We start from the raw sequence: 23,619 nt of genomic DNA, 5'->3' as shown, positions 1-23,619 counted from the left end.
ATCTTCCGGGGATGGAAGGATTACTTCCGCCAACTCAACCAACTTGGTGCCAACTCTGAATAGGTTGTCCCCACTTGGTACCTACTTTGAAACTAGCTACATACAACTGCCGTCAGATGGGCACAAGTTGTAGCGTTTGGTCGTGACTCAGGAGAACGTGGCCGTGAACGGCAGCAGGAGACTCTCGCCGCAGGAGATCGCCGACATCCTGCGGGAACGCATCCGCGTCGGAGAACTCAAGGCCGGCGACCGCCTGCCCACCCAGGCCGAGCTCGCCGAGGAGTTCGGCGTCGAACGCGGCACCGTACGCCAGGCCCTGCGCGCCCTCCAGGAGGACGGTCTCCTCACCAACGTCAGCAAGGGCAGCCCGCCGCGGATCGCCCTGCCGTCGCCCACGCGGGGCGCGCCGCAGCCGACGATGGTCGGGCTCGCCCCCCGGCTGACGGAGGCGTTCTCCGCGCCCCACGTGCGCGTGGACGTCGTCTGCCACACCTCCGAGACACTGATGCTCGCCCTCGGTGAACCGCTCCGCCTGATCCACGAGGGCTCGATACGCCCCGAGTCCGTCGACGTCCGCGTCCTCCTGCCGTCCCGCACCATCCACCTCGCCTTCCCGGTCTCCGTGGCCGGCGGCGAGGACGACGACCCCGTGCACAAGCGGTGGCTGGAGATGCGCAACGCCCAGGCGCGCGTGCTGCGGCACAACCTCCAGGCCCTGCGCTCCACGATCGGCGTCGACGCCCGGGTCACCTTCCGGGCGCTGCCGTTCACCCCTCCGGTGAAGCTGTATCTCCTCAACGGGCATGAGGCGCTGATCGGCTACTACGTCCTCACGGAACGTCAGGAGGAGTACGAGAGCCAGACCCTGGAGATGTACGACGCCCTCGGCTCGACGTCCCTGCTCTTCTCCTTCGTGGAGCAGGCAGGACAGCGGGACGCCGCGTTCGTGCAGGAATCGCAGAAGTGGTTCGACGCCCTCTGGGAAACCATCACGACTGACCTGACACTCTCCTAGTGACTCCTGATACGACGCACTCAGAAGCGGTGGCGGCACACCCGGACGGCGAGACCGACGGCCTGGCGGCCCTGGTCGCGCGCGCACGTGTGGTGGTGTGGGACTTCGACGGCCCGATCTGCCGGCTCTTCGCCGGGCACAAGGCGGAAGGGGTCGCCCGGGACCTGGTGCGATGGCTGGAGGGCCGCGGCCTGCACAGCCTGCTGGACGAGGCCGAACGGGAGTCCCTCGACCCGCACGTCGTCCTGCGCGCCGTGAACCGCCGCCACCCGGGCAGCGACCTGGTCGCCGAGCTGGAGGAGCGCCTCACCCAGGAGGAACTGCGCGCCGCCGCCTCGGCGATGCCCACCGCTTACGCGGACATACTGATCCACACCTGGGCGGAGGTCGGCGCCCGACTGGCCGTCGCGACGAACAACGCTCCCCGCGCCGTCCGCACCTACCTCACCGGCCGCAGGCTCCTCCACCGCTTCCAGCCACACATATACGGCCGCACCCAGGACCTCCAGTACCTCAAACCCCACCCGCACTACCTGAACCGCGCCCTGAGCGCGATGGGGGCGGCTCCCGGCAGTGCCCTGTTCATCGGCGACACGCCCACCGACTGGCAGGCGGCCGCGGAAGCGGGGGTGCCGTTCCTGGGCTACGCGCGCGGCGAGGACAAGGAGAAGCAACTGCGCCGGGCGGGGGCCGACCACGTCGTCACGGACCTGCACGAGGTGCTGCGGGCCGTCGGGTCGCCGGGGTAGCCGAGGGGGGAACCGTCCCCTCTTCTGAGAGGTTCTCCCTGAACTCGCCCGTCTCTTCTGGCACTATGCCCCCTCACGGGGGATGCCGTGCCATTCCCGCCACCGGTGCGGGGTCAGTCGAGAGAGCGTGTGCCATGTCAGCCCAGCGGGTGTCCCAGACGCGGGAGCGAGCCGTCGAGTTGAGCGGCGGTGACGCGAGGGCGGTCGAGGGTCCGCTCAAGGGCTACCACCACGAGACGTATGTGATCTCCCTGCCCGGCGCCGCCGGTGACGGTGAGGACGACGAGGAGGCCGAACCAGGCCGGGTCAAGTGCCGGGCCCCGCGTGAGCGGCTGCTGTGGTTCGACCGGCGCTGCTTCCTCTCGGAGGAGCAGTTGCTGGAGACGCTGCAGGGACGTATCTCCCATATTCCGGACCTCGTCGACGTGGGGGGCATCCCGCTCCAGAGGTTCATCGAGGGGCGCACGCTCGGGTCCGTGCACGGCCCCGGCCGACCGGTCCCGGACCGCGTCCTCGACCAGATCCTCCACCTCTTCGGGGAGTTGACGGCCGTCGCCCCCGCCACGGTGCGGGCCGGACGCCGCTGCTCGGACGAGGACCGGGCCGAGGACCGGGACTCCGCCGGGTTCCTGGACGGGCTGATCCGGTTCGCGGAGGAGCGGGTGTACCAGGCCAACCGGGACGCCTTCGAGGGACTCTTCGCCGCGCTCGGGGTGGACGACGACTCGTTCCGGTCCCTGCGCAAGCACGTCCTCGTCCCCGGCCTGACGCGACGGCCCTTCACCCTCCTCCACGCCGACCTGCACCGGGAGAACTTCGTCCTCGACCCCGTCGGCCGTCTGTGGACCATCGACTGGGAACTGGCCATGCTGGGCGACCCGCTGTACGACCTCGCCACGCATCTGCACCTCATGCGGTACCCGGCCGAGCAGGAGACCCGGGTGGCCGAGCGCTGGCGCGCGGTCGCGGAACGGTCCGCACCCGGCAGCACCGAGGGCTGGCGGGAGGACCTGCCACGGCTGCGGGACTTCAAGCGGGCGCAGAGCGTCTTCACCGACGTGATCCGGGCGACCCAGGTCCTCGGCCGGGGCGGATCGTTCCACTGGCGCCGCTGGCTCGGCGAGTCGGTGAAGGTCCAGCGCGTGCTGGAGCGGGCCGCCGTCCCGCTGGGCCTGGACGAGGTGCCGACCCTGACGGCCGTGGCCCGCTCGCTGCGCGACTGGCACCGGCGGTACGGCGGCTGACCCCGGCCAAACGGCTGCGGCCCGCGTGCGCCCGGCGCGTAGGCTCGCGTCCATGAGCGACGACGGCAGCCCCGCCCCCGGCCTGCGGGAACGCAAGAAGCGGCGTATGTACGAGACCGTCTCGGAGACGGCCATCCGGCTCTTCCTGGAGAAGGGCTTCGACGCCGTGTCCGTCGCCGAGGTGGCCGCCGCCGCCGAGATCTCCAAGCCGACCCTCTTCCGGTACTTCCCGGCCAAGGAGGACCTCGTGCTGTACCGCATCGCCGATCACGAGGAGGAGGCCGCGCGCGTCGTCGCGGCGGCGGAGGGGCCGCCCGTCGAGGCGCTGCGGCGGGACTTCCTCGACGCGATCGAGCGCGGCGACCCCATCACCGGTCTCAACGACCACCCCCAGGTGCTCGCCTTCCACTCGCTCGTCTACGGGACGCCCGCCCTCGTCGCGCGGATGTACGCCTACCTCGAGCGGTCCGAGGCCGCGCTCGCTGAGGCGCTGGGCGAAGGGCTGGAGGCGCGGCTCGCGGCCGGACAGATCGTGGCCGTACGGCGGATCCTCGCGGAGGAGAACTGGCGCCGGATCAAGGCCGGGGAACCGCTGGCGGAGGTCAGAAGGGACGCGATCGCGGCGGCGGAGCGGGCGTTCGGGTGGCTGGAGGCCGGGTTGCCGGAGCTGACCGAGCCGAGGGCCGACTGAGTCGCGGTAAATAATGTAACCGAGTTGCTTTTTTCGGTAGAGTGGCGGGCATGACGCCTGCCGCTCCCTCCGCCGACCTGCGCACCGCGCTCCTGGACGAGCGCGCCCATCACGACCGCTGCCGCCGCGCCCTCGCCGCGATGGTCGACGGGGCGGACCACCAGGTGGTCATCGGCGAGCACGCCTCCGCGTCCGGCGCCGACGCCGAGGTGCTGGGCCGCCGGCTGCGCAGCCGGGCCAAGGCGCTGCGCGAACTGCCCGAGGGGCCGCTGTTCTTCGGGCGGCTGGACTTCACGGGCGGCGAGCGGCAGGCCGCCCTGCACATCGGCCGGCTGCGGATCAGCGAGCACCCCGCCGACCCGCCCCTCGTCGTCGACTGGCGCGCCCCTGTGGCCCGCGCCTTCTACCAGGCGTCCGCCCGCGACCCGCAGGGCGTGGCCGTGCGGCGCCGGTTCGGCTGGGCGCCGGGCGGCCGGGGCGACTCCGGTGACCTCACCGGGCTGGAGGACGAGCACCTGGAGCGGGGCGAGGCCCGGGTCAGCGAGATCGTCGCCCGGGAGATCGAGCGGCCGCGCGTCGGGCCGATGCGGGACATCGCCGCCACCATCCAGCCCGAGCAGGACGACCTCGTACGGGGCGACCTCGCCGTCTCCCTGTGTGTGCAGGGCGCCCCGGGCACCGGCAAGACCGCCGTCGGTCTGCACCGGGCCGCGTATCTGCTCTACACCCACCCGCAGCGCATCCGTCGCGGCGGCCTGCTGATCCTCGGACCGAACCCGACCTTCCTCTCCTACATCTCCGAGGTGCTGCCGGCGCTGGGCGAGACCGGGGTGCGCCAGTCCACGCTGGCCGGCGAGATCGCCCGGTACCCGGTGCGGGGGACCGACGACGAGCGGGCCGCCCGGCTGAAGCACGACGTCCGGATGGCGCGGGTGCTGCGGCGGGCGCTGTACACGCGCGTGGGACGGGCCGGGGATCTGGCCCCGCTCGTGGTGGCCGACGGCTCCTACCGGTGGCGGGTCCCGGCGGACGCGCTGCGGCGGATCGCCGAGGACGTCCGCGCCGAGGAGCCGCCGTACGGCGTGGGGCGGGAGCGGGTGCGGTCCCGGGCCGTACGTCTTCTGCGGGAGCAGGCCGAGCGGCGCGCCGGACCGCAGACCGCCGGCTGGGTGCAGCGGGTGTCACACGGGCGCGCGGTCGGCGCGTACGTGGAGGCGGTCTGGCCGAAGATGCGGCCCGAGGAGGTCGTCGCCGCGCTGTTCACGGACCCGGAGGCGCTGGCGGACGCCTCCGAGGGGGTGCTCGACGACGAGGAGCGGAAGGCGCTGCTCTGGGCGAGACCGCCGCGCTCGTGGAAGTCGGCCCGCTGGTCGGCCGCCGACCTGGTCCTCCTCGACGAGGTCGCCGGGCTGATCGAACGTCCGCGGGGGTACGGCCATGTCGTCGTCGACGAGGCGCAGGACCTGTCGCCGATGGAGTGCCGGGCGATCGCGCGCCGCTGCCCGTTCGGCTCGCTGACCGTCCTGGGGGACCTGGCGCAGGGGACGACGCCGTGGGCCGCGCGGGACTGGGCGTCGGCGATGGCGCACCTCGGCAAGCCGGACGCGGCGGTCGTCGCGCTGACCACCGGGTTCCGGGTGCCGCGCGCGATCCTGGAGCTGGCCGACGGGCTGCTGGCGCGGCTGGCGGTCCCGGTGCCGGCGGCCCGCTCACCGCGCGGCGACGGGGAGGTGCGGTTCCGGGCGGCGGGGGACGATCTGCGGGGTGCCGTCGTGGGGGCCGTCCGGGACGCGCTGGGGCGCGAGGGGTCCGTGGGGGTGATCGCGGCCGACGCGGACGTGGCCCGGGTGCGGGAGGCGCTGGAGGTCGCCGGGATCGCCGCGGGGCGGGCCGACGAGCCCGGGGAGCGGGTGGTCGTCGTACCGGCGAGTGTGGTGAAGGGGCTGGAGTACGACCATGTCGTCGCGGTGGAGCCGGCGGCGATCGCGGAGGCGGAGGAGCGCGGGCTGCACCGGCTGTACGTGGTGCTGACGCGGGCGGTGGCGGGGCTGGAGGTCGTGCACGGGAGGCCGCTGCCCTTCTGAGCGGCGGCCTCCCGGGAGGCAGTCCGTCAGCCGGTGGCGTCCAGGAGGGGGATCAACTGCTCCTCCTCGTACGTCAGATGGGCCTCCAGTTCGGCCGTCAGCCGGGCCACCTCCTCGCGCGCGGCCTCCGGTTCGCCCGCCGCCCCGTCCTCCCCGACGGCCCGGCGCAGCCGTTCGACGAGGCCCGCGATGCGCTCGTGCTCCTCGCGCAGGCGGGCCAGCACGGGTGCGTGGCCGGGATGGCGGTCGGCGAGGAACGGGAACAGCGCGCTGTCCTCACCGGTGTGGTGGTGGTGCAGGCCCTGGCAGAACGTGAGGCAGTTGACGCGCAGCTGGGCGCCCAGGGTGGAGCCGCCCTTCGCCATCTCGTCGCGGATCAGCGCCAGTTCGCGGCGGAAGGCGTCGTGCACGACCTTGATGGCCTCGCCCATGGAGGAGGCGTTGATGTGCGGTGGGCCCTGCGTGATCTCGTACAGGGCGATCACGGGGATCACCCGTTCCGTCCGCTCCTGGTAGGCGGCCCAGCCGGGATCGGCCTCCACGGCCCGCGCGAACGCCCGGTCCCGTTCCTCGCCCTCCAGGACGACCGCCCGCGCCGGGTAGGTGAACGCCCCGGACTCCACGGTGACCTCGGGGTGGGCGACGAGGTTGTGGAACCACGCCGGGTGTCTCGGGGAGCCGGCGGCCGAGGCGATGACCAGGACGCGGTCGCCGCCGTCCGGCAGATAGCCGACCGGGGTGGTGTGGGGGCGCCCGGTGCGGGCGCCGGTGGTGGTGAGGAGGAGCAGCCTGGCGCCTTCGAAGGGGCCGCCGACGCGGCCCTTGCCGGCGCGGAACTCCTCGATGACCTGCTGCTGGAAGTCGTGGGGCATGTTCGGGTGTCGGTCTCTTTCTCTTCGCGGTATCCGTCAGGGAGGGAAGCGGAGAGAAACAGGCGGGCCCCTGGCCCGCGCCCACGGCCTCACTCAGAGGCCGGGCAACACCCAACTCGCTCACGGCACAAGGCCGACCCGGCAGTCATGCGGTCGACGGTAGCGCAGGGCCCGCCCAAGGGCGATGCTGTTTTCGATGCTCCTGTTCCTCGACGTCGACGGCACGCTCATCCCCTTCGGGTCGCAGCGGCCGTACCCCCTGTTCGAAGCACCCCTCACCCTGCCCGGACCTCCCGCCCACCCTCTTCTCTCCCGGGTGGACCCCACCCTCGGCGCCCGGCTGCGGCGGCTCGCGCGGCTCGGGTGCGAGCTCGTGTGGGCCACGACCTGGCTGGACGACGCGAACGTCGCCCTCTCACCCTGGCTGGGCCTGCCCACGCTGCGACTGGTCGACTGGCCGGACGAGGACGCCGAACCCTGGCTCGGGTCCCGCGCCCCGCACTGGAAGACGCGGCCCCTGGTGACCTGGGCGGCGGGCCGGGCGTTCGCATGGGTCGACGACGAGATCACCGATGTGGACCGCGCGTATGTGGCCGCGCACCATCCCTCCCCGGCCCTCCTGCACCGCGTCGACCACCGCCGCGGCCTCACCGACCACGACTTCGCGGTCCTGGAGGAGTGGATCGCGGGCGGGGGCCGGGGGAGCGGGCAGTCCGTGCTGTGACGGCCGTCCTTCTCCCACGCCGGCCGTTCTGCGACGCCGTGCGGGTGGCGTGGCGCACTTTTGCAAGCGGGTGCTTGCAAGAGTTAGCGAAAGTGCGGCACAGTGGAGGCATGGCATCGCTCAACGTCGGCAATCTCGGCGAGTACCTGCGCGAGCAGCGGCGCAACGCGCAGCTGTCGCTGCGGCAGCTCGCCGACGCCGCCGGGGTGTCCAATCCGTACCTGAGCCAGATCGAGCGCGGGCTGCGCAAGCCGTCCGCGGAGGTGCTGCAGCAGGTCGCCAAAGCCCTGCGGATCTCCGCGGAGACGCTGTACGTCCGCGCCGGGATCCTCGACGCCGAGCGGGACCGGGACGAGGTGGAGACGCGCGCCGTCATCCTGGCCGACCCGACCCTGAACGAGCGCCAGAAGCAGGTGCTGCTCCAGATCTACGAGTCCTTCCGCAAGGAGAACGGCTTCGGGATATCCCGCGAGGCCACGGAGGCGGAAGCGGAGGCGGCGGCCGAGCGGCTCGCCGACGCCGTGGAGGATCTGGCCGGCGGCCCGCAGGACGGCGGAGACCCTGACGGCGAGACCGACGGCGAGACCGACGGTGACAGCGGCCGCAAGGAGACCGCGCGCCGCCCCCGAGCCACCCGCACGACCCGTTCGACCCGTACGTCCGACGGCAGCGACGCCGACCCGGAGAACCCGACCGGCCCGCAGCAGTCGGCCGGCTGACCTCGAACCGCCGTACGCACCCCGTGCGTCGGCCGCCCCTCGGGTGTCAGCCGTCCGGCGTTCGCGGGTACCCAGAACCCTCATCTGATAGCGACCCGGGAGGACCATCACCATGGCCATCACCGACGACCTGCGCAAGACCCTCAGCGACCCGACCCCGCTCTACTTCGCCGCCGGCACCGCCGACCTCGCCATCCAGCAGGCGAAGAAGGTGCCCGGACTGGTGGAGCAGCTGCGCACCGAGGCGCCTTCGCGGTTCGAGGCCGTGCGCAACACCGACCCCAAGGCCGTCCAGGAGAAGGCCGCCGCCCGCGCCAAGGAGGCCGGTGCCAAGGCGAAGGAGGCCGGTGCCAAGGCGAAGGAGGCCCAGGAGGCCCTGCAGGCCAAGGTCACCGAGTTCGTCGCCAGCCTGGACACCGACCTCAAGAAGCTGGGCAGCAGCCTGGACGCCGACTTCAAGAAGTTCGGCAGCAACCTCGACGCCGACCTGAAGAAGTTCGGCGAGAGCGCGCAGGACCTCGCGCTGCGCACCATCGGCGTCGCCGCCGAGTACGCCGTGAAGGCCCGCGAGGCCTACGAGAAGGTCGCCGAGCACGGCGAGCAGACCGTGCGGACCTGGCGCGGCGAGGCGGCCGAGGAGATCGAGGAGTTCGCGATCGCCGTCGAGCCGAACACCAAGCCGGCCGAGGACAACGAGGAGAAGTCCGCGCCCGCCGCTGCCCAGCCCACGCCCGCCGCTGCCCAGCCCACGCCCGCCGCTTCCCAGCCCACGCCCGTCCCTGCCAAGCCCACGCCCGTGAGGCCGGAGCCGGTGAAGACCGAGCCGGCCGCCGCCGCGCAGGCGAAGAAGGACCCGGCCAAGCCGGCCCCGGTGCGCAAGCCCACCGCCAAGAAGACGCCCCCGTCGGCCAAGTAGCGCCGATCGGGCCCGCCGGGTCGCCCGGACGGGTGAAAGACGCGTACGGAGACGGGCCGGGCACTTACCGAGTGCGCGGCCCGTTCTGCGGGTAACGGTCCTGCGGATGCGGGTACGGTGACCGCGTAGACACGAGCTGATTCAGGTGGTGGACGTTGTGCTGATGCAGGGCTTCGCGGGATTCATGTGGCTGCTGAGCGTGGCCCTGATCCTCTTCAGCGGCTTCGCGCTGATCGACGCCGCCGTCCGCCGGGAGGACGCCTACCGGGCGGTCGACAAGCAGAGCAAGGCCTTCTGGCTCATCATCCTCGGGCTCGCCTTCGTGGTGAACCTGATCTTCAACATCCTGTCGTTCCTGCCGATCATCGGCCTCATCGCGACGATCGTCTACATGGTCGACGTCCGTCCCGCCCTGCGGGGCCTGTCGGGCGGCGGACGCCCGCGCAGGGGCGGCTCCAGCAGCGACGGCCCCTACGGGCCGTACAACGGCGGGCGCTGACCGGTACTGACGAGCGGAGGACGCCGGCCGGGACCGGTGGCCCTCACACCGACCGGTCGAGCAGCAGCACCGCCACATCGTCCGTCAGCTCGCCGCCGTTGAGGTCCCGGACCTCGTTGACGGCCGCCCTCAGCAGTCCCTCGCCGCGCAGTCCCTCGCCGAGCTGCCGCCGGACCATGTCGACCATGCCGTCCTGCCCCAGCCGCTCGCGGCCCTCGCCGACGCGGCCCTCGATCAGGCCGTCGGTGTAGAGCATCAGGCTCCACTCGGCCCCGAGCTCCACCTGCATCCGCGGCCAGCGGGCGCCGGGCACCAGCCCGAGCGCGGGTCCGTTGTTGTCGTAGGGCAGCAGCCGCGCCGCCCGCCCCGGGCGGGCCAGCAGCGGGGACGGATGCCCGGCCAGGCAGAGCCCGGCGCGGCGCCCGTCCGGCGCTATGTCGACCGTGCACAGCGTCGCGAAGATCTCGTCGTCGCTCCGCTCGTGCTCCAGCACCTGCTGGAGCGTGTTCAGCAGCTGGTCGCCGCAGAGCCCGGCCAGCGTCAGCGCCCGCCACGCGATGCGCAGCTCCACGCCGAGCGCGGCCTCGTCGGGCCCGTGCCCGCACACATCGCCGATCATGGCGTGCACGGTGCCGTCCGCGGTGCGCACGACGTCGTAGAAGTCGCCGCCGAGCAGGGCGCGCGAGCGGCCCGGGCGGTAGCGGGCGGCGAACCGCAGCGAGGAGCCCTCCAGCAGGGGGGTCGGCAGCAGACCGCGCTCCAGGCGCCGGTTCTCCTGTGCCCGCAGCCGTCCCTCGGCCAGCCTTCGCTCGGCCGTGTCGGAACGTTTCCTCTCCACGGCGTAGCGGATCGCCCGGCTCAGCAGCCGGCCGTCCAGCTCGTCCCGGAACAGATAGTCCTGCGCGCCGACGCGCACGGCCTCGGCGGCTCGCTCGGCGTCTCCGGAGGCGGTGAGGGCCAGCACGGCGTGCCGGGGCGCGAGCTCCAGGACGTGCTTGAGCACGCCGAGCTCGTCGTCGGCATCGCCCGACCGGCCGGGCGCGGGCAGCGCCAGGTCCAGCAGGATGCAGTGGACGTCGTCGGTGAGCAGTCGCGCGGCCTCGGTGAGGTTGCGGGCGGTGCGCACCCGGATGGGCTTGCCGGCCGAGTCGAGCATCTCGGGCACGACCGTCGAGCCGCCGGGATCGTCCTCGATCAGCAGCAGCGTCAGATTGGTGTGCGAGGTGTTCTCGACCGTCTGTTCCTTACGCGGGGCCTCATCCTTGAGGATGCCGCCGCCTGGGGACGCGGCCTGCGCCTGACCTGTCTCCACGGCCGGGATCGCTCTCTGCCGCGGTACGGGTACGGGCATGGTCGTGTGTTCCTTCCCTCCCCCCGAGGGCAGGTGGAACGAGGGTCCTCGATCCACCGACGGGGACCATAGCGGGTGTCGGCGCCGCAGCGGAATGGCGCGGGGCACGTCCGGTGGACCCGCGCCGCTGTCATATGCCCCGTTTACCACCGCACTTGGACAGGCTGACGGTGCCCCGGGGATGACGAACGTCACGTCCGTGACGGAGGCGTGGGAAACGTGACGTGGAGTGGGTCACGTGGTGGCGGTCACGACGAGAACGTCACAAGGCCCCCGCACCCTCACGCGTCGGGCCGGACCACTCCGAGAATCCGCATCGAACCGGCGCCCGCCACGGTCACCGTACGGCCGGGCCGGGGGGCGTGGATGATGGCGCCGTCACCGACGTACATCGCCACATGGCTGGCGTCGGCGTTGTAGATGATGAGGTCGCCGGGGCGCATGTCCTCGACCGGGATGTGCTCGAGCCGCTTCCACTGCTCCTGGGAGGTCCGGGGGATCGGGCGTCCCGCGCTCGCCCACGCCTGGGAGGTCAGCCCGGAGCAGTCGTACGTCTTCGGCCCCTCGGCGCCCCACTCGTACGGCTTGCCCAGCTGTGCGGTGGCGTAGGCGACGGCCTTGCGGCCCCGCTCGGACGCCTTCGTCTTGAGGTCCTCGAGGATGCCGGAGTCCAGCCAGGCGGTCTGCGCCTTGTGCGCGGCAGCCTCCTCCAGCTCGGCCAGCCGCTCCCGCTCCTCCTTCTCGAGCTGCGACTCGAGCTCCTCGGCCGCCTTGATCTGCTTCTCGATCTTCTTCTGGGCGGCCGCCTTGGCCTTGCGGCCCTCCTCCAGCCGCCGCCACTGCGTGGAGGCGTCCTTCGCGTACTGCTCCAGGTCCTGCTGGGTGCGGGTCAGTTCGGCCAGCAGGCCCTTGGTGGCGCGCTGTCCCTGGAGCACCCGGCGGGTGTTGTCGAGGAAGTGCTGCGGGTTGTCGCTGAGCATCAGGTGCGCCTCGTCCGGCAGCCCGCCGGAGCGGTACTGGGCGGCGGCCGCCGCACCGGCGCGCTTCTTCAGCTCGGCGAGCCGCTCCTTGCCCTTGACGATCTTCTTCGCCAGCTCGACGATCTCGGCCGACTGCTTCTCGGCGGCCTCCTCGGCGGCGTTGTACTCGTCGGTGGCGACGGACGCGGCGTGGTAGAGCTTCTCCAGCTTCGCGCGGACGGCTTCGAGCTCCTCGTTGGTCACCGGAGCCGTGCCGGCGGAGGCCGAGGCGCTGGGGGAGGGGGTCGGGGAGGGTGCCGCGAACGCGGTGCCCGGTGCCGCCAGGACGGTGACCGCGCAGACGACGGCCACGGCCGCCGTCATCAGGCCGCGCTTGCCCGTGCCCATACCTGTGCCCCCAAACTGATGTCCCGTCAGTAACTTAAGGCGTCCGGGGGATCGTGCCATGTCGGCGCGCAAAGTGACAGAGGTCTGCCTTCCCCCGTCCCCTCCCGGTCATGACGATCACCCCGACTCTGTGACGAACGACTCAGGGAGATCGTTCCCCGCAGGTCAGCGGGGCGGGGTGAGGCACGGGCCGCCTCCCGTGACCGGAGGGGTCAGCTCCGGGGCGCCAACGCCGCCCATTCCACGCTGACTTCGCCCTGGCGCCAGCGCGCCGGGCCGTCCGTCACCGGCCAGTCCGCCGTCAGCTGACGCACAGTCCGGATCCAGCGCTGGCGGGCGCCGTAGGAGGCGTAGGGCGCGGCGGCGGCCCAGGCGCGGTCGAAGTCCCGCAGGAAGGCGTGCACGGGCTCGCCGGGGACATTGCGGTGGATCAGCGCCTTCGGGAGCCGTTCGGCGAGGTCCGACGGCCGTTCCAGTGAGCCCAGCCGGGTCGCGAAGGTGACCGTGCGCGGCCCCTCCGGGCCGAGCGCCACCCACACGTGCCGGCGCCCGATCTCGTCACAGGTCCCCTCGACCAGCAGCCCGCCCCGCGAGCCGGTCGCCGGGTCGGCCGGGGCGAGCCGGGCGCACAGCCGCTCCCACACCTCGGCGACCTGGTCCTCGTCGTACTGGCGCAGCACGTTCGCGGCGCGGACCAGATGCGGGCGCTGGGGGAGGGGGATCTCGAAGCCGCCGTGCCGGAAGACGAGCCCGTTGCGTGCGTACGGTTTCGCGGCGGCCACCCGGGCCGGTTCGATCTCGATGCCGACGACCCGCACCCGGGGCGCGGCGGCCCGCAGCCGGCCGAGCAGTTCCACGGCGGTCCAGGGGGCGGCGCCGTACCCGAGGTCGACCGCCACGGGGTCGGCGGCCCGGCGCAGCTCGGCCCCGTGGGCGTGGGCGACCCAGCGGTCCATGCGCCGCAGCCGGTTGGGGTTGGTGGTGCCGCGCGTCACCGATCCCACGGGGCGGTGGGCTGCGCGGGCTGTCATGGATACGAGGGTAAGGGGCGAACGGGACCCCTTTTCGTCCGCCGCATGGGGGCCCGCGCGGGGGGAACCCGGTGCGGGCGACGCACCCCGACGTCGAACGGTTGAGCGACAGCCGGTAACGCCTCGGCAAAAACTGCCCGGCCAGGAATGGGAACCCCGTCTTCCGGCGTTGCACCGCGTTGGAGGGCGTCACACCCCTCTGTCCGGCATGCCCGCAGGCCAAGGAGGAACGCCACGTGAGCCAGTACGTCAGCAGGCTCGGGCGTCGCTCCCCGGCGGCCCCCTCCCGGCTCAGGCTGCACCGCCGCCCCCGCCGGGTCGCCATGCTCTCCGTACACACCTCACCGCTGCACCAGCCCGGCACGGGCGACGCGGGCGGCATGAACGTCTACATCGTCGAACTCGCGCGGTGCCTGGCCGCGATCAACATCGAGGTCGAGATCTTCACGCGGACGACCGCCGCGGACCTCCCCCCGGTCGTGGAGCTCGCGCCCGGCGTCCTCGTCCGGCACATCGACGCGGGCCCCTACGAGGGCCTCAACAAGGAGGACCTGCCCGCCCAGCTGTGCGCCTTCACCCACGGCGTCATGCAGGCCTGGGCCGGCCACCGCCCGGGCCACTACGACCTGGTCCACTCGCACTACTGGCTCTCCGGCCACGTCGGCTGGCTCGCCGCCCAGCGCTGGGGGGTCCCCCTGGTGCACGCCATGCACACCATGGCCAAGGTCAAGAACGCCAACCTGGCCGACGGCGACACGCCCGAACCGGCCGCCCGTGTCATCGGCGAGACCCAGATCGTCGACGCCGCCGACCGCCTCATCGCCAACACCGAGGAGGAGGCCCACGAGCTCGTACGGCACTACGCCGCCGACCCGGCCAAGGTCGCCGTCGTCCACCCCGGGGTGAACCTCTCCCGCTTCTCGCCGGCCGACGGCCGGGCCGCCGCCCGCTCCCGCCTCGGGCTCCCGCAGGACGCCCTGATCCCGCTCTTCGCGGGCCGCATCCAGCCGCTGAAGGCGCCGGACATCCTGCTGCGCGCGGTCGCCGTCCTGCTGGACGAGCGCCCCGACCTGCGCTCCCGCATCCTGGTGCCGGTCGTCGGCGGCCCGAGCGGCAGCGGCATGGCCAAGCCGGAGGGGCTGCAGAAGCTCGCCGCCCGCCTCGGCATCGCGGACGTCGTGCGGTTCCACCCGCCGGTCGGGCAGGAGCAGCTCGCCGACTGGTTCCGGGCGGCGTCGGTGCTGGTCATGCCGTCGTACAGCGAGTCCTTCGGGCTGGTGGCCATCGAGGCGCAGGCGGCGGGCACCCCCGTGCTGGCGGCCGCGGTGGGCGGGCTTCCGGTGGCCGTGGCCGACGGCCGGACGGGCTTCCTGGTCCAGGGCCACGACCCGGCCGCCTACGCGCCCGTGCTGCGCGACTTCGCCGACGACCCCCGGCTGAGCTTCCGGATGGGCGAGGCGGCGGCGCGGCACGCCCAGTCGTTCGGCTGGGACACGGCGGCGGCCGCCACGGCGGAGGTCTACGCGGCCGCGGTCCAGGCCCACCGCCGTCGCGTACGCTCCCACCATGGCTGACGCACAGAAGGCGGCGCAGGTCGTCGAGGGAGCACTGAAGGACGCCGAACTGGAGTGGGAGAGCCCCGAGCCGGGCACCTACGTCGTCAAGCTCCCCGGCACGCGGAAGCTGTCCACGACGGTCTCCCTGATCGCCGGCCGCCACTCCCTGTCCCTGAACGCTTTCGTCATCCGCCACCCCGACGAGAACGAGGCCGGGGTCCACCGCTGGCTCCTGGAGCGCAACCTCAAGCTGTACGGCGTCAGTTACGCCGTGGACCGGCTCGGTGACGTGTACGTCACCGCGCGGCTCCCGCTCGCCGTGATCACCCCCGACGAGATCGACCGTCTCCTCGGCCAGGTCCTGGAGGCGGCCGACGGCGCCTTCAACACCCTCCTGGAGCTCGGGTTCGCCTCCGCGATCCGCAAGGAGTACGAGTGGCGGGTCGCGCGCGGCGAGTCCACGCGCAACCTGGACGCGTTCAGCCACCTGACCCAGAAGTCCACGGGCTGACGGCAGCCCCGTAGACCCGGACTTACACCCGGTACAGCACCTCGCCTCTGCGCACCCTCTTCCGGTCGCGGGGGTCTCGTGGCATGCTCACCACCCGACGCACTTCTGAACATCGTTCACATCCATGAAAAGCAGCATGGAGGGCGTACGGACATGGGCGACGCGCATCTCACCAGACGGGCCCTGCTCGGCGGGGCCACGGCCGTGGCGCTCGGCGCGACGACCGGCGCGACGACCGGCACGACGGCCCGGGCGGACGCCCTTCCCGCCCCCGCACCTGGCACCCTGCAAGTCCCCGCCCTCTGGCACGAGTTCACCCGTACGCCCTTCACCCACCCGCAGATCCCCTACGTCGGCCGGGCCGGCCGGCGCGGCGGGGACCCCCGCCGGCCCCGCCCCCGCCTCGTCGCCGACGTCCGCGCCTTCGGCGCCGTGCCGGACGGCACGACCGACTGCGCCCCCGCGATCAACCGTGCCATCGCCGCCGCCGGACGGGCCGGCGGTGGCACGGTCACCCTCCCGCCCGGCACCTTCCGCATCGACGACGTGATCCGCGTCGGCCACTCGAACGTCGTCCTGCGCGGCGCCGGCAGCGACCGAACGACCCTCCTCGCCACGAAGAACCTCACCGAGCTCATCGGCGTCTACGGCTCCCGCTACGGCGGCGACAAGTCGTCCTGGTCCTGGGCCGGCGGCCTGATCTGGCTGGCCCCCGAGGCGCGCTGGCGGTCCCTGGTCGACGCCGTCCGCGCGAAGGACTGGCCGTTCGAGGGCTGGACCGGCAACCGGCGCGACGAATGGCGCACCCTCACCACCGTCGCCCCCGCCCGCCGCGGTTCCTGGACGGTACGGGTGGCCGACCCGTCGGCGCTGCGCCCCGGCGCCCTCGTGCTGCTGCGCCTCGCCGACGACGCCGGGCACACGCTCCTGGAGCACATGAGCGGCGACGGGCCGGGCGCCGCGGCGTACACCTGGGACGACAAGACGAAGCTGACCTCGTACGTGCCCTATGAGTGGCCGGTGCGCGTCACCCGGGTCCGCGGCCGCGAGGTCACCCTCGAACGTCCGCTGCCGCTCGACGTGCGCCCGGAGTGGGACCCCCGGCTGACCACGCATGTGGACGAGCTGACCGGGGCGGGCGTGGAGGGCCTCACCCTGGAGGCTGTGGAGACCCCGCAGCAGCCCCACCTCCTCGACAAGGGCTACAACGGCGTCGTCCTTCAGTGCGCCTACGACTGCTGGGTGCACGACGTGACGGTCCGGCACGTCGACAACGGCTTCGGCCTGGTGGCCGCCTCCGCCTGCACGCTCACGCACACACGTGTGGCGGGCCGCGGAGTGCACCACCCGTACTTCTGCCGGGAAGGCTCGCACGACAACCTCGTGGAGGACTTCACGATCGAGGCCCGCACCACCCCCGCCCCCGCCAACACCCAGCTGCACGGCATCAACGTCGAGGGCCTGTCCTCCCACAACGTCTGGTCGCGCGGCGACCTGCGCATGGGCACCTTCGACAGCCACCGCGGACTGCCCTTCGCCAACGTCCGCACCGACATCACCGTCGTCAACGACGGCCGCCACGGCGGCGACGCGAGCGCCGGACCGCTGTTCGGGGCGCGCTTCACCCACTGGAACGTCCGGGTGACCAACGGCCGCGCCGGCATGGTCCGCCTCGACGGCCTCGCGCCGTACTCCGCCACCGTCGGCCTCAACGAGGTCGGCGAGTTCGGCCAGATCGACGTGCCCGACTTCACCGGCGACCTGCACACCCGCCTGGAGCTGTACGGCACCACGGACGTCGTACGGCCCCGCAACCTCTACGACGCCCAGCGCGCGCTGCCGCGGTAGCGGCCCGGGGTGACGCCCACCATCCGGCGGAAGTGCCGGGTGAGGTGCGACTGGTCGTAGAAGCCGGTCGCGGCGGCCACCTCGGCCGGCGCCCGGCCCTCCAGCAGCAGCCGGCGGGCGCGGTCGACCCGGCGGGACATCAGGTACTGGTGCGGGGCGATGCCGTACGCGGCGCCGAACGCCCGGACCAGATGGGCGGGATGGGCCCGCACCAGCGCCGCGGCCTCGTCCAGGGCGATGCCCCGCACCACCCGCTCGTCGAGGAGTTCGCGCAGCCGGCGGGCGAGCACGGGGTCGCGGCGGTCGGCCCCGGTCGCCGTGCCCGGCCGCAGGCACGCGCGCAGCCGGTCGCCGATGAGGGTCAGCCGGCTGTCGGCCTCCAACTCGTCGCCGGGGTGGGTGAGCGCCGCGTGCAGCTGCCCGACGCGCCGCCGCAGCACCGGGTCACGCAGGTCGGGCGAGTCCACGGCCGGGCCGATCAGGTCGTCGCCGAGCCGGGTGCCGTCCAGGTACAGGACGCGTTTGCGGAAGCCGTGCGGGGTCGCGGGGGAGCCGTTGTGCGGGACGTGCGGCGGCAGCAGGGACACGGTGTCGTGCGGGGTGCCGTGCTCGTGCCGGTCCAGGTCGTAGCGCACGGCGCCGTCGTCCACGATGAGCAGCGTCCACGCCTCGTGGACGTGCATCGGGTACGCGTAGTCGGTGAAACGGGCGTGGAAGACCTCGGTGACGCCGGGGACGCGGGGACGCCACGCGGTGACCTCTGCGGCGGTGCCCATGCAAAGAACGTACGAGACCGGACCGGACGGCGTCGGCGAGTCTCGCCGTATGAACGCCGAAGCACCCGCCCCCGTCCGTTTCGACACCAAGATCGCCGTGCTGCTGCGCGAGGACCTGGAGACCTGGCAGCGGCTGAACGTCACCGCGTTCCTGGTCAGCGGTCTGGGCACGCAGGTCCCCGAGGTGATCGGGGAGCCGTACGAGGACGCGGACGGCGTCCCGTACCTGCCGATGTTCCGCCAGCCGGTGCTGGTCTTCGAGGGCACCAAGGAGACCCTGACGGCCGCCCACGCCCGCACGCTCTCCCGCGCCCTGCCGCGCGCCCTGTTCACCTCCGACCTCTTCGGCACGGGCCACGACGGCGCCAACCGGGCGGCGGTACGGGCCGTGGGCACGGACGAGCTGGACCTGGTGGGGCTCGCGGTGTACGGGCCGAGGAACGCCGTGGACAAGGTGCTCAAGGGGGCGCGGATGCACCCCTGACTCCCTGAGCGGGTCCGTCCGGGACGGCCGGAGTCCCTGAGCGGGTCCGTCCGAGCCGGTCAGGCCGCGCTGGTCTCCGGCCTGGACGCGGCCACGGGCACGGTGGCGCCGGGCGCGTCGGCGGGCAGCCGGCGCATCAGCACGCCGTACCCGGCCGCCGCGACCGTGCCGACGGCCGCGCACAGCGCCCACAGCCACCCGGCGCCGAGGTGGTCGATGACGAGGCCCGACATCAGCGGGGCGACGAGGGCCGCCACCGACCAGGACAGCGTGTACACGCCCTGGTAGCGGCCGCGTCCGTGGGCCGGGGACAGGCGCACGACCAGGCCTGTCTGGGTGGGCGCGTTGAGCATCTCGCCGAGCGTCCACACGCACACCGTCAGCGCGAAGACACCGACCGACCCGGCGAACGCGGTGAGCCCGAAGCCGTAGCCCGCCACCAGGGACGACACGACGAGGATGCGGCCGGCGTCCCGGCGTTCGATGAACCGGGTGACCGGGATCTGCAGCGCGACGATCAGGACGCCGTTGACGGCGATGGCGAGGCCGTAGTCGGCGGGGGAGAACCCGGCCGCGCCCATGGCCACCGGCAGCCCGACCGCGCCCTGCTGGAAGACGAGGGCGACGAGGAAGCACAGCCCGACGACCCCCATGAAACGCCGGTCGCGCAGCACCGTCCCCAGCCCGATCTCCTCGCCGGGCTCTCCGGTGTCCGCCTTCCCGGGCCGCGACTCGGGGAGCTTCATGAAGACGACGACCGCGCAGACGGCCGTCATCCCGGCCTCCAGCAGGAATCCGGCGCGGTAGCTGACCTCGGCGATGAAACCGGCGGCCATGGAGGAGATCGCGAAACCGAGGTTGAGGGCCCAGTAGTTCAGGGAGAAGGCGCGGACCCGGTCCTCGGGCCGGACGATGTCCGCCATCATCGCCTGCACGGCCGGCCGGGAGGCGTTGGAGGCGGCGCCCACCGCGAAGGCGACGGCGGCGATGGCCGCGGGGTGCTGCACGAAGCCCAGCACCGCCACCGACACGGCGGTCGCGGACTGCGCGATCAGCAGGGTGGGCCGGCGGCCGAGCCGGTCGGCCATCACCCCGCCGCCGAGCGAGGAGACGACCCCGCCGAGGCCGTGGAGCGCGGCGACCAGACCGGCGTAGGAGGCGGAGTAGCCGCGCTCGAGGGTCAGGTACAGGGCCATGAAGGTGGCGACGAAGGCGCCGAGCCGGTTCACCAGGGTGCTCGTCCACAGCCACCAGAACTCACGGGGGAGCCCGGAGACGCTCTCCCTGGTGGCGCGTCTGACGGCGGCGAGTGACATTAGGGATCCCCCACGGACGAGCCGGACACCGGCAGCGGATGTAAGAAGCCAGAACGGCATTCGCAACTTACAAAACCACGGCGAGGGCGAGCCACTCGATTAACAGATCCCGTCAACCGTCCGCCTGCTGGGCGGGACCGCCGGGGGCCCGAATGCGTGGATTACGCTCTGAGGCATGGCCGACGCACCGTACAAGCTGATCCTCCTCCGCCACGGCGAGAGCGAGTGGAACGCGAAGAACCTGTTCACCGGCTGGGTGGACGTCAACCTCAACGAGAAGGGCGAGAAGGAGGCGGTCCGCGGTGGCGAGCTCCTGAAGGACGCCGGACTCCTGCCCGACGTGGTCCACACCTCGCTCCAGAAGCGCGCGATCCGCACGGCCCAGCTGGCGCTGGAGGCGGCAGACCGCCTCTGGATCCCGGTCCACCGCTCGTGGCGCCTGAACGAGCGCCACTACGGCGCCCTGCAGGGCAAGGACAAGGCCCAGACCCTCGCCGAGTTCGGCGAGGAGCAGTTCATGCTGTGGCGCCGCTCCTACGACACCCCGCCCCCGCCGCTCGACATCGACTCCGAGTACTCCCAGTTCCACGACCCGCGCTACGCGACCCTCCCGCCGGAGCTGCGCCCGCGCACGGAGTGCCTCAAGGACGTCGTCGTCCGCATGCTGCCGTACTGGTTCGACGCGATCATCCCCGACCTGCTGACCGGCCGCACGGTCCTGGTCGCGGCCCACGGCAACTCGCTGCGCGCCCTGGTCAAGCACCTGGACGGCATCTCGGACGCCGACATCGCGGGCCTGAACATCCCGACCGGCATCCCGCTCGCCTACGACCTGGACGCCGACTTCAAGCCGCTCACCCCGGGCGGCCGCTACCTCGACCCGGAGGCCGCGGCGGCGGCGATCGAGGCGGTCAAGAACCAGGGCAAGAAGAAGTAGTCGTCCGCGAACAAGCCCCCTGCCTGCGAGTTCTCCGCTGGGAGGGGGCTTTTCGCTGCCTCTGGGCCGTCAGGGCGATGGGACCGTGCGATCTCCGGGCTCCGGCTCCTGTCTCCACTCCGCTCTGGCGCCGGCGCTCTGGAGCACGGACAGCGGACTGTTTGGTGGCGCTGGGCCGATCGGGCAGATGAGCCTTTGGTGGCATGTCCGGTGCCGGAGCTGTTCCGCCGACATCCAACGATGCCGTCAACGACCCCGGATACGAGCCACACACAACGGTCGCGGACGGCATCGACGCACGAGGCGAGACCCGACCAGCCCGGGGTTGGATCGAACTCCTGAAGCGGGTGCATCTCGAGAAGGTTGAGCATGTAACGGCACGGCGGGTTTGGTCCTGGGCCTCTACTGCGTCGGGTTTGGGCTGGGCGGTGCGCTGGTAGTGGCGCCGCCCTTCGTGGGCCTTGGTGAGGGGGACGCCGTGCCAGTGGTCGGCGTCGCCGCGGGTGTCGTCCGGCTTGAGCCGGCGGGCCCGGTTGCGGTCGGTACGGATCCTGGCGGCGGTGACGCCGGTCCGGGCGGCCCGGAGCTCGCGTGCGGTGCGGAGGCGCTGCGGCTCGAGTTCGGGGCAGCCGCCGGATAAGAGGCGTCGAGTGTTCTGGAGACGGGCTGGGCATGAGATCCGGTTGCCGCAGCCGCGGGGTGGGACGCACCGAATGCCCCGGAGGGGGGCTGAGCGCCGTGAGATCGGGTGGGTGGGAGGGCGCCGGGCCCGCTCTTGGCAGACGCCGTACCGGAGGGCGGGTGCGCGGGAGTTTCGGCGGGCGTCGCTGCTTCCCGGTCGTCGCTTCCGCTCGTGCTCGATGTGACGGCAAGGGCCGCGCCCAGGGCCACGGAGAGGGCCAGGGCCGTGCCCGCTGCCACGCGACGGATGTGGCGAGTGCCGCCGGGGAGGTTGCGTCGGGTGGCTGCCGCCCCGTGAGAGCGAATGTGCTCCTTCGTTCCGGAGTGGGCGGCCGGCGGCATCGGAAGGTATGCCTCGGGGGGCGCCGGGAGCGGCAGGGGGTATGGATCAGGTCCGGCGTGCCGGGAGGCGAGGGCTTGCGCGCACTGCTCGGCGTCCGGGCGGGCCTCGGGGTCCTGGGCGGTCATGGCCCGCAGCAGGGCCGCGAGTTCCGGGGGGAGCCAGGTGGGGACTTCGGGTGGGCGGTGCAGGCGGGCGACTGTCGCTTCCAACGGGGTGCCCTGGTACTCCAGTTCACCTTTCAAGCACTCCAGCAGAACCAGGCCGAGCGCGTAGACGTCGGCCGCCGGCCCGATCCGCCTGCCCTCAACCTGCTCCGGTGCCAGATAGGCGGCGGTGCCTATCAGCACGTCCGGTGCCGTGTGGCGGGTGGCATCGGCCAGGCGCGCGATGCCGAAATCAGCAAGGTGAGGATCACCGGCCGCATCGAGGAGGATGTTCGACGGTTTGACGTCTCGGTGGACGACGCCGGCCTGGTGGACGTAGGCCAGCACCCGAGCGAGGGCGGCGCCCACATCGACCACACGCCGCTCAGGCAGCGCTCCACACTCCAAAAGGCTCCGCAGCGTGGGGCCCTTGATCAGTTGCATGACCAGATAGGTGCGGTCGTCGTGGCGGCCGGCGTCGTAGACAGTGACCAGACCCGGGTGCTGCAGGCGGGCCAGAAGGACGGCCTCCGCGGTGAGACGGTCCTCCGTCTGCGGGTCGGGGCCGGGCCGGAACACCTTGACGGCCACGGACCGCCGAAGGCGCGTGTCAACGCCCTCGTACACGTCGGCCATGCCTCCCGACCCGATTCTCGCGCCCAACCGGTAGCGGCCGGAGAGGACTTCGGCGGGCTGCTCATCCGCTGGAACCGGCAGCGGCGTGGGCGGGGCTGCTGATTGGCGGGCCTTCATCTGGTTCTCCGTTGCTGTCACCGCGTACCGGACTCGGCCATGGACCATCCTGCGACGCGGGTACCCCCAGCCTGTATCAGATATCCCTGACCAAGTCGGCGCAGCGACGAAAACGGCCCCACTTCCCCCCGTGGCCCGCGCGTTGCGGCAGGTCAGGCAAGCTGCCAGCCGGACAACTGCCGTCGTCGCCGACCTCGGCCGTCAGCCGCTTCCCCGGCAGGTCACTGACCGATAGCGGACAGCCGTGGCATTTCGGCCGCCAGGTAGCGGGTGGGCTCCCGGAGGCGCCAGCCCCCTTGGTCGCAAGTCAGCAGGGCGACCGGGCCGGGAGATGCGGGCTCCCCAAACTGATGTCCAACGCTGCGCAGGCCAGGCACGTCCTGTCAGCGTCTACCAGTAGCCTGCGACGATCATCCGTGGCACGCCTGGAGGCTTCGTGGAGGCTACCGCTCTCGTCAGTCCCGACCGGTTGTGGAACGCGCGCGAGGTCTTGGCTCGCCCGACGCCTGTCCCAGCAGTGGCAGGGATCTATGGATGGCACTTCAAGCAGCCGCCCCATTCGTACCTGGATGCCGGGCGCCTGCTCTACGTCGGTATAGCCCCGCGGTACATGGCGAACCGGACCAGCGCGCAGAACCTGCGCAAGCGGGTGCGGAACCACTACCGGGGCAACGCGGCCAGTTCGACGCTACGACTCACCCTCGGCTGCCTGCTCGGACTTGAGCTGCGCCGCGTGGGCAGCGGTCAGAAGATGACCTTCGGCAAGGCTGGCGAAGCCACGCTGAGTCAGTGGATGGCGGACAACGCGCGAGTGTGCTGGATCGAGCAGAACGAACCGTGGACCTTGGAGTCCCAGCTCATTTCCGAGCTCGACCTCCCGTTGAACCTTGCCCAGAACCGCCACAACGCCTTCCACAGTCGACTGCGGGAGCTACGGGCCCAAGCACGGCAGCGAGCGAGGGAGCTGCCAATCAGCTCGTAGGCCTTGCCAACGGGGCGTTGCCTGGGC

Annotated in this window: 22 protein-coding genes; 15 read left to right on the top strand and 7 right to left on the bottom strand. The window is 72.3% G+C overall.

The window, feature by feature from the left end; all coding sequences use genetic code 11:
• Positions 1 to 136 precede the first annotated feature (136 nt).
• The 5 genes from ACFRAC_RS19260 to ACFRAC_RS19240 all read left to right on the top strand — a co-directional run bounded on the left by ACFRAC_RS19260 (position 137) and on the right by ACFRAC_RS19240 (position 5,783).
• Positions 137 to 1,015: a winged helix-turn-helix domain-containing protein gene (locus ACFRAC_RS19260; protein WP_382925129.1), complete on the top strand. Its 879-nt coding sequence runs from the start codon at positions 137 to 139 to the stop codon at positions 1,013 to 1,015.
• A 29-nt stretch (positions 1,016 to 1,044) separates the two neighbouring features.
• Positions 1,045 to 1,764, top strand: coding sequence for an HAD family hydrolase (locus ACFRAC_RS19255; protein WP_382925127.1), 720 nt, complete (start codon positions 1,045 to 1,047; stop codon positions 1,762 to 1,764).
• Positions 1,765 to 1,898: 134 nt separating this feature from the next.
• Positions 1,899 to 3,008 (top strand): phosphotransferase, encoded by a 1,110-nt coding sequence (locus ACFRAC_RS19250; RefSeq protein WP_382925125.1) that lies wholly within the window; start codon positions 1,899 to 1,901, stop codon positions 3,006 to 3,008.
• Positions 3,009 to 3,060: 52 nt separating this feature from the next.
• Positions 3,061 to 3,699, top strand: coding sequence for a TetR/AcrR family transcriptional regulator (locus tag ACFRAC_RS19245; protein ID WP_382925124.1), 639 nt, complete (start codon positions 3,061 to 3,063; stop codon positions 3,697 to 3,699).
• Positions 3,700 to 3,749: 50 nt separating this feature from the next.
• Positions 3,750 to 5,783, top strand: a complete 2,034-nt coding sequence (locus ACFRAC_RS19240) for a HelD family protein (protein ID WP_382925122.1) — start codon at positions 3,750 to 3,752, stop codon at positions 5,781 to 5,783.
• Between the two features lie 26 nt (positions 5,784 to 5,809).
• Here the strand turns inward: ACFRAC_RS19240 and ACFRAC_RS19235 are convergent, their stop codons facing one another.
• Positions 5,810 to 6,655 carry a nitroreductase/quinone reductase family protein gene (locus ACFRAC_RS19235; RefSeq protein ID WP_382925120.1) on the bottom strand — a complete coding sequence of 282 codons (846 nt, stop codon included), beginning with the start codon at positions 6,653 to 6,655 and terminating at the stop codon, positions 5,810 to 5,812.
• A 196-nt stretch (positions 6,656 to 6,851) separates the two neighbouring features.
• Between ACFRAC_RS19235 and ACFRAC_RS19230 the strand changes: the two genes are divergently transcribed.
• The 4 genes from ACFRAC_RS19230 to ACFRAC_RS19215 all read left to right on the top strand — a co-directional run bounded on the left by ACFRAC_RS19230 (position 6,852) and on the right by ACFRAC_RS19215 (position 9,513).
• The gene (locus ACFRAC_RS19230; RefSeq protein WP_382925118.1) at positions 6,852 to 7,379 is read left to right on the top strand and encodes an HAD domain-containing protein; all 528 of its coding nucleotides are present in this window, start codon (positions 6,852 to 6,854) and stop codon (positions 7,377 to 7,379) included.
• 110 nt (positions 7,380 to 7,489) lie between these two features.
• The gene (locus tag ACFRAC_RS19225; protein WP_382925116.1) at positions 7,490 to 8,098 is read left to right on the top strand and encodes a helix-turn-helix domain-containing protein; all 609 of its coding nucleotides are present in this window, start codon (positions 7,490 to 7,492) and stop codon (positions 8,096 to 8,098) included.
• A 112-nt stretch (positions 8,099 to 8,210) separates the two neighbouring features.
• Positions 8,211 to 9,014, top strand: coding sequence for a hypothetical protein (locus ACFRAC_RS19220; protein WP_382925114.1), 804 nt, complete (start codon positions 8,211 to 8,213; stop codon positions 9,012 to 9,014).
• Positions 9,015 to 9,177: 163 nt separating this feature from the next.
• The gene (locus ACFRAC_RS19215) at positions 9,178 to 9,513 is read left to right on the top strand and encodes a DUF2516 family protein (protein ID WP_361350315.1); all 336 of its coding nucleotides are present in this window, start codon (positions 9,178 to 9,180) and stop codon (positions 9,511 to 9,513) included.
• Between the two features lie 43 nt (positions 9,514 to 9,556).
• On the opposite strand, the gene ACFRAC_RS19210 is transcribed toward ACFRAC_RS19215, so the two are convergent.
• The 3 genes from ACFRAC_RS19210 to ACFRAC_RS19200 all read right to left on the bottom strand — a co-directional run bounded on the left by ACFRAC_RS19210 (position 9,557) and on the right by ACFRAC_RS19200 (position 13,262).
• A complete protein-coding gene (locus ACFRAC_RS19210) occupies positions 9,557 to 10,864 on the bottom strand; it encodes a PP2C family protein-serine/threonine phosphatase (RefSeq protein ID WP_382925112.1) in 1,308 nt (435 codons plus the stop codon).
• A gap of 281 nt (positions 10,865 to 11,145) precedes the next feature.
• Entirely contained in the window at positions 11,146 to 12,231 is a 1,086-nt protein-coding gene (locus tag ACFRAC_RS19205) for a C40 family peptidase (protein WP_382925111.1), read from the bottom strand.
• A 212-nt stretch (positions 12,232 to 12,443) separates the two neighbouring features.
• Positions 12,444 to 13,262, bottom strand: a complete 819-nt coding sequence (locus tag ACFRAC_RS19200; protein WP_382925109.1) for a class I SAM-dependent methyltransferase — start codon at positions 13,260 to 13,262, stop codon at positions 12,444 to 12,446.
• Between the two features lie 236 nt (positions 13,263 to 13,498).
• Between ACFRAC_RS19200 and mshA the strand changes: the two genes are divergently transcribed.
• The 3 genes from mshA (at position 13,499) to ACFRAC_RS19185 (ending at position 17,177) form a co-directional block, all read left to right on the top strand.
• Complete coding sequence (gene mshA, locus ACFRAC_RS19195; RefSeq protein ID WP_382925107.1) at positions 13,499 to 14,836, top strand: D-inositol-3-phosphate glycosyltransferase; 1,338 nt, start codon at positions 13,499 to 13,501, stop codon at positions 14,834 to 14,836.
• Complete coding sequence (locus tag ACFRAC_RS19190; RefSeq protein ID WP_382925106.1) at positions 14,829 to 15,329, top strand: YbjN domain-containing protein; 501 nt, start codon at positions 14,829 to 14,831, stop codon at positions 15,327 to 15,329. The genes mshA and ACFRAC_RS19190 overlap by 8 nt, the downstream gene beginning before the upstream one ends.
• Before the next feature lie 153 nt (positions 15,330 to 15,482).
• Positions 15,483 to 17,177 carry a glycosyl hydrolase family 28-related protein gene (locus tag ACFRAC_RS19185; protein WP_382925104.1) on the top strand — a complete coding sequence of 565 codons (1,695 nt, stop codon included), beginning with the start codon at positions 15,483 to 15,485 and terminating at the stop codon, positions 17,175 to 17,177.
• Here ACFRAC_RS19185 and ACFRAC_RS19180 read toward each other — a convergent pair.
• On the bottom strand, positions 17,147 to 17,953 hold the full coding sequence (locus tag ACFRAC_RS19180) for an AraC family transcriptional regulator (RefSeq protein ID WP_382925102.1): 807 nt from the start codon (positions 17,951 to 17,953) through the stop codon (positions 17,147 to 17,149). The two genes, ACFRAC_RS19185 and ACFRAC_RS19180, sit on opposite strands and share 31 nt — an antisense overlap.
• Before the next feature lie 49 nt (positions 17,954 to 18,002).
• Between ACFRAC_RS19180 and ACFRAC_RS19175 the strand changes: the two genes are divergently transcribed.
• A complete protein-coding gene (locus tag ACFRAC_RS19175; RefSeq protein ID WP_382925100.1) occupies positions 18,003 to 18,437 on the top strand; it encodes a DUF2000 family protein in 435 nt (144 codons plus the stop codon).
• A 59-nt stretch (positions 18,438 to 18,496) separates the two neighbouring features.
• Here the strand turns inward: ACFRAC_RS19175 and ACFRAC_RS19170 are convergent, their stop codons facing one another.
• On the bottom strand, positions 18,497 to 19,753 hold the full coding sequence (locus ACFRAC_RS19170; protein ID WP_382925098.1) for an MDR family MFS transporter: 1,257 nt from the start codon (positions 19,751 to 19,753) through the stop codon (positions 18,497 to 18,499).
• A gap of 175 nt (positions 19,754 to 19,928) precedes the next feature.
• Here ACFRAC_RS19170 and ACFRAC_RS19165 point away from each other — a divergent pair, with 175 nt between their 5' ends.
• Positions 19,929 to 20,690, top strand: coding sequence for a phosphoglyceromutase (locus tag ACFRAC_RS19165; RefSeq protein WP_382925096.1), 762 nt, complete (start codon positions 19,929 to 19,931; stop codon positions 20,688 to 20,690).
• A 402-nt stretch (positions 20,691 to 21,092) separates the two neighbouring features.
• Here ACFRAC_RS19165 and ACFRAC_RS19160 read toward each other — a convergent pair whose 3' ends face one another.
• Entirely contained in the window at positions 21,093 to 22,493 is a 1,401-nt protein-coding gene (locus tag ACFRAC_RS19160; RefSeq protein WP_382925095.1) for a protein kinase, read from the bottom strand.
• Between the two features lie 727 nt (positions 22,494 to 23,220).
• Between ACFRAC_RS19160 and ACFRAC_RS19155 the strand changes: the two genes are divergently transcribed.
• Positions 23,221 to 23,592: a GIY-YIG nuclease family protein gene (locus ACFRAC_RS19155; RefSeq protein WP_382925094.1), complete on the top strand. Its 372-nt coding sequence runs from the start codon at positions 23,221 to 23,223 to the stop codon at positions 23,590 to 23,592.
• The last annotated feature ends 27 nt before the right edge of the window (positions 23,593 to 23,619 follow it).

Source organism: Streptomyces sp. NPDC056628 (genome assembly GCF_042792555.1).
Taxonomy (GTDB): Bacteria; Actinomycetota; Actinomycetes; order Streptomycetales; family Streptomycetaceae; genus Streptomyces.
The sequence above is the reverse complement of the archived record's forward strand: the minus strand, read 5'-3'. Positions and strand labels throughout refer to the sequence as shown.